This window comes from Pseudomonas khavaziana (genome assembly GCF_036704165.1).
Lineage (GTDB): Bacteria > Pseudomonadota > Gammaproteobacteria > Pseudomonadales > Pseudomonadaceae > Aquipseudomonas > Aquipseudomonas khavaziana.
In genome coordinates this window covers 2,227,430-2,240,870 of sequence record NZ_CP129946.1, presented here as the reverse complement: position 1 = coordinate 2,240,870, position 13,441 = coordinate 2,227,430, and the positions used below count along the sequence as shown (strand labels likewise).

Annotated in this window: 13 protein-coding genes and 1 pseudogene; 3 read left to right on the top strand and 11 right to left on the bottom strand. The window is 62.0% G+C overall.

The features are described 5' to 3' along the window. The first annotated feature begins 58 nt into the window (after nucleotides 1-58). Nucleotides 59-1,066, top strand: a complete 1,008-nt coding sequence (locus QYQ93_RS10025; RefSeq protein ID WP_338476831.1) for an NADP-dependent oxidoreductase — start codon at nucleotides 59-61, stop codon at nucleotides 1,064-1,066. 368 nt (nucleotides 1,067-1,434) lie between these two features. Here the strand turns inward: QYQ93_RS10025 and QYQ93_RS28530 are convergent, their stop codons facing one another. Together QYQ93_RS28530 and pyrF are read right to left on the bottom strand one after the other, a co-directional pair. Further along, on the bottom strand, nucleotides 1,435-1,581 hold the full coding sequence (locus QYQ93_RS28530; protein WP_422394044.1) for a hypothetical protein: 147 nt from the start codon (nucleotides 1,579-1,581) through the stop codon (nucleotides 1,435-1,437). 478 nt (nucleotides 1,582-2,059) lie between these two features. Then, nucleotides 2,060-2,758 carry an orotidine-5'-phosphate decarboxylase gene (gene pyrF, locus QYQ93_RS10015; protein WP_043051239.1) on the bottom strand — a complete coding sequence of 233 codons (699 nt, stop codon included), beginning with the start codon at nucleotides 2,756-2,758 and terminating at the stop codon, nucleotides 2,060-2,062. Nucleotides 2,759-2,884: 126 nt separating this feature from the next. Here pyrF and QYQ93_RS10010 point away from each other — a divergent pair. Beyond that, nucleotides 2,885-3,015 (top strand): annotated as a pseudogene (locus QYQ93_RS10010) (two-component sensor histidine kinase); the annotation flags it as partial. Between the two features lie 5 nt (nucleotides 3,016-3,020). Here QYQ93_RS10010 and QYQ93_RS10005 read toward each other — a convergent pair. From QYQ93_RS10005 to QYQ93_RS09965, 9 genes are all read right to left on the bottom strand, one after another. Further along, entirely contained in the window at nucleotides 3,021-4,085 is a 1,065-nt protein-coding gene (locus QYQ93_RS10005) for an AI-2E family transporter (protein ID WP_043051240.1), read from the bottom strand. Between the two features lie 72 nt (nucleotides 4,086-4,157). After that, a complete protein-coding gene (locus QYQ93_RS10000; protein ID WP_043051241.1) occupies nucleotides 4,158-4,976 on the bottom strand; it encodes a DUF4892 domain-containing protein in 819 nt (272 codons plus the stop codon). 102 nt (nucleotides 4,977-5,078) lie between these two features. Then, on the bottom strand, nucleotides 5,079-5,933 hold the full coding sequence (locus QYQ93_RS09995; RefSeq protein ID WP_043051242.1) for an alpha/beta fold hydrolase: 855 nt from the start codon (nucleotides 5,931-5,933) through the stop codon (nucleotides 5,079-5,081). Continuing rightward, nucleotides 5,930-6,733, bottom strand: coding sequence for an alpha/beta hydrolase (locus QYQ93_RS09990; protein ID WP_338476830.1), 804 nt, complete (start codon nucleotides 6,731-6,733; stop codon nucleotides 5,930-5,932). Before QYQ93_RS09990 ends, QYQ93_RS09995 begins: the two co-directional genes overlap by 4 nt. Nucleotides 6,734-6,830: 97 nt before the next feature. Then, nucleotides 6,831-7,274, bottom strand: a complete 444-nt coding sequence (locus tag QYQ93_RS09985) for a hotdog fold thioesterase (protein ID WP_338476829.1) — start codon at nucleotides 7,272-7,274, stop codon at nucleotides 6,831-6,833. A 30-nt stretch (nucleotides 7,275-7,304) separates the two neighbouring features. Further along, the gene (locus QYQ93_RS09980; protein ID WP_338476828.1) at nucleotides 7,305-8,954 is read right to left on the bottom strand and encodes an AMP-binding protein; all 1,650 of its coding nucleotides are present in this window, start codon (nucleotides 8,952-8,954) and stop codon (nucleotides 7,305-7,307) included. Nucleotides 8,955-9,291: 337 nt separating this feature from the next. Continuing rightward, nucleotides 9,292-9,741 carry a phosphohistidine phosphatase SixA gene (gene sixA, locus QYQ93_RS09975; RefSeq protein ID WP_043051246.1) on the bottom strand — a complete coding sequence of 150 codons (450 nt, stop codon included), beginning with the start codon at nucleotides 9,739-9,741 and terminating at the stop codon, nucleotides 9,292-9,294. Next, a complete protein-coding gene (locus QYQ93_RS09970; protein WP_173664508.1) occupies nucleotides 9,738-10,088 on the bottom strand; it encodes a DUF4389 domain-containing protein in 351 nt (116 codons plus the stop codon). The genes sixA and QYQ93_RS09970 overlap by 4 nt, the downstream gene beginning before the upstream one ends. A 7-nt stretch (nucleotides 10,089-10,095) precedes the next feature. Continuing rightward, the gene (locus QYQ93_RS09965) at nucleotides 10,096-11,121 is read right to left on the bottom strand and encodes an NAD(P)H-dependent glycerol-3-phosphate dehydrogenase (RefSeq protein WP_043051248.1); all 1,026 of its coding nucleotides are present in this window, start codon (nucleotides 11,119-11,121) and stop codon (nucleotides 10,096-10,098) included. Nucleotides 11,122-11,316: 195 nt separating this feature from the next. Here QYQ93_RS09965 and QYQ93_RS09960 point away from each other — a divergent pair, with 195 nt between their 5' ends. Continuing rightward, entirely contained in the window at nucleotides 11,317-13,440 is a 2,124-nt protein-coding gene (locus QYQ93_RS09960) for a TonB-dependent receptor plug domain-containing protein (RefSeq protein ID WP_327175658.1), read from the top strand. The last annotated feature ends 1 nt before the right edge of the window (nucleotide 13,441 follow it).

Sequence of the window (13,441 nt, the reverse complement as noted above, 5' to 3'; positions counted from 1 at the left end):
TTGCCCTACCGCCACTGAAGGTCTATCACTCAGGATTCATTTCTAAAGAGTCCTTGCCATGACCGCCCAGACCAACCGCCAATTTCTTCTCGCCAAACGCCCGGTCGGAGCGGCCACGCGGGAAACCTTTACCTACCAGGAAGTGCCGGTGGGCGCGCCCGCCGATGGCCAGGTGCTGGTGCGCAACGAATACCTGTCCCTCGACCCGGCGATGCGTGGCTGGATGAATGAGGGCAAGTCATACATCCCACCGGTCGGCATCGGTGAAGTGATGCGTGCCCTGGGCGTCGGCAAAGTGATCGCCTCCAACAACCCGAAGTTTGCCGTGGGTGACTATGTAAACGGCGCACTCGGCGTGCAGGATTATTTCCTCGGCGAACCCCGTGGCTTCTATAAGGTTGACCCCAAGCTTGCGCCCCTGCCACGTTACCTGTCTGCCTTGGGCATGACCGGCATGACCGCATACTTCGCGTTGCTGGAGACCGGTGCGCCGAAAGCCGGCGACACCGTGGTGATCTCCGGCGCCGCGGGCGCCGTGGGCAGCATCGCCGGGCAAATTGCCAAGATCAAAGGTTGCCGCGTGGTGGGGATTGCCGGTGGCGCCGACAAGTGCAAGTTCCTGGTGGATGAACTGGGCTTTGATGCCGCCATCGACTACAAAAGCGAAGACGTGCCCGCGGCTCTCAAGCGCGAGTGCCCCAAAGGGGTGGACGTGTATTTCGATAACGTCGGCGGCGACATTCTCGACGCCGTGCTCAGCCGCCTGGCGCTGAAAGCCCGCGTAGTGATTTGCGGCGCCATCAGCCAGTACAACAACAAGGAAGCCGTCAAAGGCCCGGCCAACTACTTGTCATTGCTGGTCAATCGCGCACGCATGGAAGGCTTCGTGGTGATGGATCACGCGGCAAACTTTCCGGCGGCCGGGCAGGAAATGGCCGGCTGGATGGCGCAGGGCAAGCTCAAGAGCAAGGAAGATATTGTCGAAGGGTTGGAGACATTCCCGGAAACGCTGATGAAGCTGTTCAACGGCGAGAACTTTGGCAAGTTGGTTCTAAAAGTCAGCTGACACATTGTAGATCGAAATGTGGGAGGGGATTTGCCCCCCTGGGAAGTAAGCTTGCTCTCCCTGGAGCCTGACAGCCGACTGGGATGATGGATCAGACCGAGTACATATCCGTTATTTAGGTTACGGCCACTATTGGTTCCGCTTTTACAGCGGGTCACTTTTGAAAAGAGCCCAAAAGTAACCAAAAGGCTCTCGCCCCACCACTCGGCACCTCGCTCAGGCTCGGTGTGCCCGTAATCCGACATTGATTTGGGGGGCCGCCGCCACGCGCCATCCATGGCGCGGGGCGGCTAAACCGGCATCCCTGCCGGTTTACCCCCAAATCAACATCGAATTCCGGCCAGCGTGGTTTAACGGGGCGCCTAAGATCAAAAACACAGCGAGGCGGCCTTATAGCCGACCTGATCGTTGAAGCGTGCGCGTACCCCTGTGGGAGCGGGCTTGCCCGCGAAGGTCGTTAACGATGACGCGGGAAACCAGAAAGAACGCGGCGTTTTCAGGTTTTTCGCGAGCAAGCTCGCTCCTACAGAAAAGCAAAAGCGCCGCCGGCGTATCTGCGATGCGCAGCGAGTCGCTCTTGATCTTAGGCGCCCCGTTAAACCACGCTGGCCGAACGCAGGCTTGAAGCCGTGGCTAACCCGGCAGGACGCCGGGTTAGCCGTCTTGGGCCAGGGATGGCCCAAGACGGCGGCCCACGGATTCAAGCCGGAGTGAGGGTACACCGAGCCTAGGCGAGGTGCCGAGTGGTGGGGCAAGAGCGTTTTGCTTACTTTTGCCTGGGCCGGCATTCCGGCTTTTCAAAAGTGAGCCGCTGTAAGAGCGGAACCATAAGTGGCCGTTGCCCAAGTAACGGATATGTACCGAGGACGAAAACCAACATCCTGCTCGGCTGTCAGGCCGCCCCGGGAGCAAGCTCCCAAGTTTGCTGCGCGACAGCGTCACATCGAAGATGTGGTGGGGACTCCCACATTTTTTACAGTGTTCACTTGAGTATCAGGCGATTTCGGCAACCACTGCGGCCAACGCTTTGGCAGGATCCGCCGCCTGGCTGATCGGACGACCGATCACCAGATAGTCGGAGCCCGCATCCAACGCCTGGCGCGGGGTCAGGATACGGCGCTGGTCATCCTGGGCACTGCCCGCCGGGCGAATCCCCGGCGTCACCAGTTGCAACGAGGGGTGGGCGTTCTTCAGGGCCTGGGCTTCCAGGGCCGAGCACACCAGGCCGTCCAGGCCGGCTTTCTGCGCCAGGGCCGCCAGGCGCAAGACCTGCTCCTGGGGCTCGATATCCAGGCCAATACCGGCCAGGTCTTCGCGCTCCATGCTGGTCAGCACAGTCACGCCGATCAGCAGCGGTTTCGGACCGCTGCGTTGTTCCAGCACTTCGCGGCACGCGCTCATCATGCGCAGGCCACCGGAGCAGTGCACATTGACCATCCACACCCCCATCTCGGCCGCAGCCTTCACCGCCATCGCCGTGGTGTTGGGAATATCGTGGAATTTCAGGTCGAGGAACACTTCGAAGCCTTTGTCGCGCAAGGTGCCGACAATTTCAGCCGCGCAACTGGTGAACAGTTCCTTGCCGACCTTGACCCGGCAAAGCTTGGGGTCCAACTGGTCAGCCAGCTTCAGTGCGGCGTCACGGGTGGGGTAATCCAGGGCGACGATGATAGGAGTCTGGCAGACGGACATTGGAATAGGCTCTCAGGCAAGTCGAAATCGGCGCGGATTGTAGCGCAAGCAGCGCCGTTGCGGGATCCGATGATCGGTAAATACTGATCAAATGCCCGAGAGACAGCCGCGACGCGCTGGTCATCCGAGCGCTCACGCAACCGCAACTCGGGTGGCGTCGGCCTGGGCATGACGATTGCCAGGGAAGCGGCGAGCTTGAGCCTGGAAGAAACACAGGCGGCGGGCTGACCACCGTCATGTGGCGGCCCCGCGCCTGAACGCCTCAGTTACAGGGTTTGTCCTCGCGACGGACTTGCGCCTGGGTGGCGCTCCAGTCGGTCAGCAGGCTGTAGGCCACTGCCAGCAAGGTCGGGCCGATAAACAGGCCGATAAAGCCGAACGCTATCAAGCCGCCAAACACCCCCAGCAGCACGATCACCAACGGCAGGTTGCCACCACGGCTGATCAGGTACGGCTTGAGCACATTGTCCACGCCGCTGATCACGAACGTGCCCCACACACCCAGGAATACGGCGTAGGTGTAGTCGCCCTTCCACGCCAGCCAGGCCGTGGCCGGGATCCACACCAGCGGCGGGCCCATGGGGATCAGGCTGAGCAGGAAGGTGACAATACCCAGCACCAGCGCACCCGGCACGCCGGCAATCAGGAAGCCGATCAGGGCCAGCAGGGCCTGGGCCGCTGCGGTGCCGATCACACCGTTGACCACCCGTTGCACGGTGCCGGCCACCAGTTCGATGTAATAGCCGGCGCGCTCGCCAATCAGGCGCTCCAGCAGGCGGTGCACAAACATCGCCAGGCGCGGCCCGTCACGGTAGAAAAAGAACACGAAGACCAGGCTCAGGGTCAGCTCGAGAATGCCGCCGCCAATTTGCGCACTGCGTGCCAGCAGCCAATTGCCAACCTGGCCGAGGTACGGCTTGATGCTGACCATCAGTGCCGCGCCTTGTTGATCGATGCTGTCCCACATTCCCACCAGGCGCTCGCCGACTAACGGAATCGAACCCAGCCAGGTCGGCGCCTCGGGCAAGCCGTCGACCTGGATGTCCTTGATCAGCGCCACGGCATCGCGCACATGGTCGGCCAGGTTGAACCCCAGCCATACCAGCGGCACCGCCACCAGCAACATCCAGCCCAGGGTCAGGATGCCGGCGGCAAGGGACTCGCGGCCGCCCAGCCAACGCGTGAGCAAACGCATCAGCGGCCAACTGGCAAACGCCAGCACCGCACCCCAGAACAGCGCCGACCAGAACGGCGCCATGACCCAGAAGCTGGCACCGAACAGCACCAGCAGCAGGATTTGCACCAGCAGGCGATCGTTATTGAGCATCGGGTATCTCGAGACTAAGGCTATTGGAAGAGAGCTTAGGCGAACGGCGCGGGTCCGTTCGCCTGATGACGGTCAGCGTATCAGATGCAGGTGCAATCCCTTAGCGTCACCGGTGCCGGTTTCCAGGCGGGCAGCGCGCACGCCGGCATCGATCAGTCCCTGGCGCCAGGCTTCGGCGTTCGGCCCGGTCAGGCTGATACGCAAGGTGGTATCGAGGTTCAGGCCGCGGGAAATCAAGGTCAGCCACGTGGCGTCAGGTTCGGCACCCAGCGCCGGGAAGTCCAGCTCGCCGGTGCTTTTCAGTTCACGCAACAGGGTGGCCGAAGTCGGCAGCAGGTTACCCAAAGGCGCGCTGGCGTCGAGTTGCTCGACATGCAGGTAAGCGCGACGATTACCGCGGGTGATGCCGTACAGCGCGATCAGGGAATTGTCCTGCGGGGCGGCCAGGCGCAGCAGCAAGTACTCCTGCTGGCCGTCGGCCCCCACCAGCTTGGCGTTGCCGAACACCTCATTGGCCCACAGGCTGCTTTCGCCGCAATCGCGGGCCTGGCACCAGAACAGCAATTGCGCACCGTTGGCCTGCAAGGCTTCGCGCGTTGCCGTGAAGGCCGCGCTGGAGCTGTGCTCGGCGGGCAGTTCATAGGTGATTGCAGTGGCTTGGCCGCGCGCGGTGGCCTGGCCCTCGTAGCGCAACTGGCCGCTGATCTTGCGGATCGCGCCCATGGGGTAGATGCGTTCCTTTTCTTCGGCGGGGCGATAATCGACGATCTGCGCGTCAACCTGGCGGGCCACGGCAGGCAGATCCTGGCTACCTGGCACGTCGGCGGCGAACACCAGGGGGCTGAAACAGCAAAGGCCAAGGGCCCGGAGATATCCTTTACCCAGGCTCATCGGATCAATGAGTCCTGGCCAATGGGGGTGACAGCGGTATTGAGTGTGTACATGGTTGACTCCCTTTCAATCCGCCCAGCCTCGGCAGTTGACCCCGCCAAGTCAAGGCGTGGAGAAGAACCGATTGAAACAGTCTGCAACAAGAGCGGCGCCGGACTCGTCATTCAGGTGTAAATGATGGCCGCCTGGCAGCGTGGTAGCGGTGAAGGGAAGCTGGGAAAGCAATTCGGAATGTTTCGCCAACATGCCCTCAGACGCGACCACCAACTGCGTAGGGCAACCTACGCGCCTTACGAAAGCCATGGCCTGCTCATCGGTCAGGCGCGTCGGCGATGCCAAGGTCAGGCGGCTGTCGCTGCGCCAGGTGTAACCGCCCGGCACTGGCATCAGGCCGCGCTGGGCCAGCAGTTCTGCGGCTTCACGACTGACCGCCACCATGCCCTTCATCCGCGCCTCCACCGCTCGATCGAGCGTGCCGTAGACAGGTTTGCGCTTGTCTTGCAGGCTCATTTGCGCCTGCAAGGCCATGCCCAGGCGTTCGGCCGCGTTCTCGGCGCTGGCGGTCGGAGGGATCACGCCATCGATCAAACCCAGGCGCGTCACACGCTCCGGCAAGGCCCCGGCCAACACCAGGGAGACAATGGCACCCAGGGAGTGGCCAAGTAATGCAAAACGTTTCCAGCCAAGCTGTTCAGCCACTTGCAACACGTCATAGACGTAATCCCACAAAGCGTACCCGGCCCCTGCCGGACGATGGTCCGAGTGCCCGTGCCCCGCCAGATCCAGTGCAACAATACGCAACCCATGCAGCTTCGGCGCCAGGCGCGCAAAGCTGTTGGCGTTGTCCAGCCAGCCATGCAGGGCGATCACCGGCAGGCCATCCTCGGGGCCGAACAGATGAGCCGCCAACTCAATATGCGGCAGCCTCAGGCGAACTTCTTCGACAGGTGTGCTCATGCGCAACTGCGCTCGCGGGCTTGCCAACGGGCGAACAGGTTCTTGATCAAGGTGGCGGTGTCCTGGGGGCGTTCCAGGGGGAACATATGGCCGCCCGGCATGGTGAGCATTTCGCCCATGGGCAGGCGGTCGACGCCGCTGGCATGGTGGCGCATCACCACACGACTCTGGCGCCCACGCACCACCGCCAGCGGCACCTTCAATTGGCGCACCTGGCCCGGGCTGGTGTGGGGTACGCCGCGATAGATGCTGATTTCGGTGGCCGGATCGAACCGCAGGCGCAGGCGGTCGCCCACTTGCTGCAGGCCATGTTGCAGGTACGCGTCAAAACAATCGGGATCGAAGCCACGAAACAGGGTCTTGCCGGCAAAATAGCTGCGTGCAGCGTCAAGATCGGAGAACTCTTCACGGCGGCCGAGGGTGCGCCCAGCCGGCGTAAGGCGGTCGATAAAGCCAAAACGCTTGGCGGCACGGATCACCCAGCGGTCGGCTCGGGTCAGCACCGGCGAATCCAGCATTACCACGCCCCGGTACAACTGCGGGCAACGCATGGCCGCGTGCAGGTGCAGCACGCCTCCGAGGGAATGTCCCACGCCCCACGCAGGCTCGGGCTGCTGCTCCAGGTGGTGGATCAGCTCATCCACCAGGTTCTGCCAGTTATCATCCACCGGGAACCTGGGGTCGTGACCGTGCTGCGGCAGATGCGCTACCGCATATTCCGGGGCCAGAGCGGCAAACAGCTTGCCGTAGGTGGCCGATGGGAAGCCATTGGCGTGGGTAAAAAACACGTGCTGCGGCATACAGGTTCCATCAACAAAAACAGAGGTGGATTGTCACCAAGGCGGCTGGCTCCAGCAATGACCGTAACTGCCAGGAATGATGACACTCACGCCACGCCTATCGCGCCGGCGGCTTTTCGCCCAGCGGCACCACGGCCATAGTCAGGCGCGAGATACAATTGGCCTTGCCATCGTCGCTGCTCAGGCGGATGTCCCACACCTGGGTCGTGCGCCCGATATGAATGGCCTTGGCCACCGCCGTCACCCGCCCGCTGCGCACGCCGCGCAGGTGGTTGGCGTTGACCTCCAGGCCCACGCAATAGAATTTGCTCGCGTCGATGCACAGGTAGGCCGCCATGGAGCCGACACTCTCGGCCAGCACCACCGAGGCGCCGCCGTGCAACAGCCCGTAAGGCTGATGGGTGCGGTGATCGACCACCATGCTGGCGGTGAGGGATTCGTCGTCGAAGCTTTCGAAACGAATATCCAGCAACTCGCCAATGGTGTTTTTCTGCATCGCATTGAGTTGTTCGATATTCGGTTGGGTGCGCCACAGGCTCATAGGAGTGTCCTTGTTGATTTTATTACGTGCCTAATCCTGCCACAGAACGGTTTCGGTGCGCGCGCTCCATGCCTGCAAATGTGCCCCGTACGTCGACTCGATCACGTTGCGCTTGATCTTCAAGGTCGGGGTCAGGAAGCCGTTTTCCACCGCCCAACTGTCTTTCACCACCACCAGTTGACGCAGGCGCTCATGTTTATCCAGGGCAGCATTGACCTGTTCCAGCCAATGTTCGAGACCGGCGCCAAGGGTTCGGTGGTCCTCATGCGGCGCCGACAATACACAAAGCCCAATCGGCGCGGCGAGCCCCTCTCCGAGCACACAGACCTGTTCGATGCGCGCATGTTCGGCCAGGCGATTTTCAATCGGTGCCGGCGCCACGTATTTGCCTTTGCTGGTCTTGAAGATTTCCTTGAGGCGCCCGGTCAGGCGCAGGCGACCGTCGGCGTCCTGCTCGCCCTTGTCACCGGTTCGCAGGAAGCCGTCCTCGGTGAGCGTTTCAGCGGTTTTCTGCGGGTCCTTGAAATAGCCCAGCATGGTCGCGCCGCTGCGCACCTGCACCTCGCCCGCCGGATCGATGCGCACTTCCACGCCAGGGCATGGCAGGCCGATCCAGCCTAGCTTCTGTGCACCCGGGGTACACACATGGGAATAACCACAGTTTTCGCTCATGCCATACACCTCCAGCACATCCAGGCCCAGGCGCTGATACCAGCGCAACAGCGCCTCGGGCACCGGTGCCGCGCCGGACAAGGCAATGCGCAGCGCATCCAGCCCCAGGCCCGCCAGCACTTTATGGCCCACGCGCTTGCCGATGAACGGCAGGCGCAGCAGGGTCTCGAGGCGCTTTTCCGGGAGCTTGGCGTAGACCCCCAGTTGGAATTTGGTCCAGATACGCGGCACACCAAACAAGGCCGTCGGCCGTGCCCTACGCAAATCGGCGAGGAAGGTCTCCAGGCTTTGCGCAAAAAACACGGTTTGCCCGGTGTAGATCGAGGCCATTTCCACAAACATGCGTTCGGCCACATGACACAGCGGCAGGTAGGACAGCAGCCGGTCTTCTTCCCCCAGGCCAAACAACTCGGTACCGCGGGTAGCGGCAAAGCCCAGGGCACCGAACGTGTGCATCACGCCTTTGGGCAGGCCGGTAGTCCCGGAGGTATAGACGATGGTGGCGAGTGTCGAGGCAAGGGGTTCGGGGTTGTCCTGGATCGGTGAACAGGCTTGCAGGTCCGCCCAGCTGAAATCGAACATCCCCGCCGGGCACAGCGGCAGACCGATGGTCGGCACACCCGCTGGAATACCCGGCGCCATTGCCGACCAGTCATCCAGCTTGCCGATCAACGCTAACGCCGCCTCGGAATGGGTCAGCACGTGGGCAACGGAGTCGGCGGTGAGGTTGGGATAGAGCGGCACCGAGACATGCCCGGCCATCCAGATGGCCAGGTCGGCGATGATCCAGTGCGCACAGTTTTTTGAGATCAGGGCGATGTGCGAGCCCTGGGGCAACTCCCGGCCACGCAGCCAATGGGCGGCGCACCGGGCCTGGTGGCCGACATCGCCCCAGGTCAGGGTCTGCACCTCGCCGCCCTCGATGGGTTGCACCAGAAAGACCTTGCGCGGGTGCCGCGCTTCACGCTCGAAGAAAACCTGCAACGGCAAACGAAAAGCGACAGGCATGGGACGCGCTCCTTTGTGATCCGCCAAACAGTCAACCAAGCACTTGCTTGGTTGACTGTATAGCACATACAAAGGCGACGGCCTGCTGGAGCAATAGGCTAGAAGGCTGCGTCGGGCTTAGGCATCAACATGATTTTGGCGCGGCGTCGGTCAGTCAAGCGAACGACATGCTCAAGACAGTGAAGATCCAATGTGGGAGGGGGCTTGCTCCCGATGAGGGAGTGTCAGCAAATGCATCTGGAGCTGACTCACCGCCATCGGGGCAAGCCCCCTCCCACATTCAGACGTCGTAAGGCCACAGGTCCAGCGTCGCACCAACGCTGTGTAAATACCTATATTAGGGACTCTTCACACCGACCAGGCTCATCAAGCCGGCCAGCGGAAAGTCGCCCTCGAGCTCTGCGAGGCTGGCCGTGTACATCGGCTGCGGCTGGCGCTGATGCCCGTGCAACAGGAAGCTGATCAGGCTGCCCACCAGGGGTTGGTGGCTGACCAGCAGCACGTTGTCGTCGGTATCGAGGTTTTCCAGTACCTGCAGCGGGTTACCGTCGGGCGTCAGCCACGGCACCGTGCGGATGTCCGGCTCAAACGCCAACGCTTCGCGCACCAATTGCGCCGTCTGCTGCGCCCGCACATAGGGGCTGGCAATGATGGCGCTGAGGGGCTGGCCAATCAGGTGCGCCGCGCTGCGCAATACTTCGGCGCGCCCATGCTCGGTGAGGTTACGTTCGGCGTCGGTACGGGCGTGCCCCTGGGCCTCACCGTGGCGCAGAATCCACAACTTCATAGCTTTGGCTCTTCATCACGCACGGGGTGCGGAGCCGGTGGCACGCTGTGAGCGGCTTCGCCTTCCGGGGCACGCGGGGCCGGCCAATCGGCGAACGGCCAGGGTTTTTGCTCGGTGTGGAAGCTGCCGAAGCGGCCGATCTGCGCGAGGAACTGGCTGAGGCTGTCACCAAAGTTCATCAGGCCCAGGTTAGGTGCGCCGTAGATCAAACGGTAAACCAGCTGCACCACCACCAGCGCGCCGAGCAGCAATTGCGCCACCTGCCACACCAGCGCGAATACCAGCATCCACAGGACGCGCAAGGCAATCGACTCGTATTTGGGGGCGGCTTTCGGATCGTTCATGATGCGTTCCTCAGTTGAAACCACTGGTGGAAATAAAGTCGACGTCGGTCTTGGGCTCGGCCCGCATTAACAACTCGATGACCTGGTCCAAGGTGCGCCCTTCGAACAGGATCGCGTGCAGCCCGGCGACCAGCGGCATGTACACACCGACTTCCTGGGCCTTGGCTTTCAATACCTTCAGGGTGTTGACCCCTTCAGCCACTTCGCCCAGGCGCGTCACCGCCTCCTCAAGGCTCAGGCCCTGGCCCAGGGCAAACCCGACCTGATAGTTACGGCTCTTGGGCGATGAACAGGTGACGATCAAGTCGCCCACGCCTGCCAGGCCGAGGAACGTCATCGGGTTAGCGCCCTGGTTTACCGCAAAGCGGGTCATCTCGGCGAGGGCACGGGTAATCAACATGCTCTTGGTGTTTTCCCCCATGCCCAGGGCCACGGCCATGCCGGCAATGATCGCGTAGACGTTTTTCAGCGCGCCGCCCAGTTCGACGCCAAAACGGTCGGCGCTGGCATAGACCCGGAACGTACGGCCATGCAACACCGCCTGCACGCGCTCGCACAAGGCTTCGTCTTCGCTGGCGACCACCGTGGCCGTCAGGGCGTGCTCAGCGACTTCCCGCGCCAGGTTCGGCCCGGACAGCACACCAATGCGCGCCTGAGGTGCAATCTCCGTGAGGATTTCACTCATCAGCTTGAACGTGTGCGCCTCGATGCCCTTGGTCAGGCTGACAAGCAGCTTGCCTGCCAGGCGTTCGGCATGGGGGGCGAGCACCGAGCGCAAGGCGCTGGAGGGCAGCGCGACAAAGCACAGGTCGCAGGCCGTGAGGGTCTCCAGCAGGTCGGTGACCGGCTCGACCGCCGCATGAATCTTGATGCCTTTAAGGTAACGGGGGTTTTCACGATGCACGCGAATCGCTTCGGCCTGCTCGGGGTCGCGCATCCACTGACGCACTGCCTGGCCGTTCTCGGCCAGCAGGTTAGCCACGGCGGTACCAAAACTTCCGCCTCCCAGGACCGCGATAGGGCGCTGTTCTGTCATATGCAATCCGTTAATCCATACCAGTGGCGATGCCGGCATTATACGGAGCGCCCCGCTTGCGGCCAGCCCCCGTATCAATTGGCACGCCTGTCGGAAAATGCCACGCCTGTGCGAAGTAATTACAAACCCGACGACTGGCAAATAGCCCCGCCTCGGTTAACATGGGCGGCTATCCGTCATTAACAAGGCCGCGCCGTGTATCTGGGCCCTCCTCCTCGCTCATCACTTTTGTTGATGCTGTTGTGCAGCCTGCCTGCACTGGCTGACGATCTGTTTCTCGACGGCCAGCCGCTGCCGCAGGTATTGACCGCCACACGCCTCAAGCAATCGGCCGCCGCCGTGCCCGGCAGCATGACGGTGATCGACAGCGAGTTGATCAAGGCCAGTGGCGCCCGGGACGTCTCGGAACTGCTGCGATTGGTACCCGGGATGATGGTCGGCTACACCACTGGCAACCAGGCGTCGGTGAACTACCACGGCACCAGCGCCAGTGATGCACGGCGCATGCAGGTGTTGATCGATGGTCGCTCGGTGTATCGCGCCGGCCTGGCCACGGTGGACTGGAGCGATATTCCGGTGGCCATGGAAGATATCGAGCGCATCGAGGTATTTCGTGGCCCCAATACCGTCAGCTATGGCGCCAATGCGCTGATGGCGGTGGTGAATATCCTCACTCGCTCCCCCACCAACAGTCACGGCTCTCGCATGAAGGTTACACGTGGCGAACGCGGGATCAATGACTTCTATGCCAGCCAGGGCGTGGGGTGGGAGACCGGCGATTTGCGCCTGTCGCTGTCCGGGCAACAGGACGACGGTTTTGACAGTAATGCCGTCGGCGCCGACCGCCGTGATGGGCGGCGCCTCAACCGTTTCAGCCTGGCGGTGAGCCAGACCCTGAACGCGCAACAGAGCCTCGACTGGCAGCTGAACGTCAAGGAAGGCACCAACCAGCGCCCATATACCTACACGCCGGTATTTGATGGTATTAGCGAACACGGCAGCAACTCCGACATTACTGCCAAGGACTACGCGGGCTCACTACGCTGGAACGTCGATTTCAACCCCGACCACAGCCTGTACATCCAAGGATCAGCGCAGCAATGGGACCGTCGGCAAATCTGGAAGGCCTGTGATGCCAAGGTCTCATTCAGCCCGCAGCTGACTCAATTGTGGCAGCTCAACCCCAACTACGCCGAACGGTTGGCACGCAACATGGAGACCTATAGCCAAGGCTCCGCCCCGCCCGGCAGCGCCGCTGAACAGGCATTGGCCAACCAAGTGCTCGATCAGTGGAAATACCAGGGTGGCAAGGACAACGTCTGCGGTGACATCGACCAAAGTACCCGGGAAAGCCGCTACGACCTGGAACTGCAGGACACCCTCAGCCTGTCCGATAGCCTGCGCCTGCTCACCGGCTTTAATTACCGCTACGACCGCGCCGACTCGGACACCTACTTCAACGGCACACTGGACGACACCACTTGGCGCCTGTTCGGCCAGCTGGAATGGCGACTCAGCGAACACTGGCTGCTGCAAGGCGGCGCCATGTACGAAGACACCCACCTGAGCGGCCACTCCCTGACGCCGCGGGTGGCGGTCAATTATCTGATCAACCCGCGCCATGGCTTGCGGGCGGTTTACTCCGAGGCGGTCCGCTCGCCGGACATGTTTGAGAACAACGTCAACTGGAGCTACCGCGTCACCAATCTAAGCTCCCCGGCCTACGGGCAAAACTCCGGGCAATATTTTGTCGTGACGCGCGGCCCCGGCAACCTCGACAAAGAATTGATGCGCTCACGAGAGCTGGGCTACAACGGTTTCTTTGCCGACCTGGGGCTGAATGTCGATGTGAAGCTGTTCTATGACGAAATCACCGACATGATCAGCTCGCCACTGCGCAACAACCAATACATCGCCAGCAACGCCAACAACTCGCGCTTTACCGGGGTAGAATCACAAGTGGACTGGCGCGTAAGCAACGCTGACCGCCTGCGCCTGACCTATGCTTATGTCGACGCCTCTTCAAGCAACCCGTTGGACAAGGCGCAAACCGCCCGCAACAGTGGCTCGGCGGGATGGCTGCGTGAATGGGGCCAGGGTTGGTCCAGCGCAGTGTTCTACTATGGCGACGACGCACTCAATCAATATCGTTTCCAACGGGTCGACCTACGGGTGGCCAAGCGCATTGCGGTGGCCAAAGCCAATGTGGAGCTGGCCGGCATGCTGCAACAACGCCTTGATAACCAGCCCACCACCTGGGCCGACAATAACTACGATCATCGTCACGTCCTTTACTTCAGCGCGGAGCTGGATTTCTGAC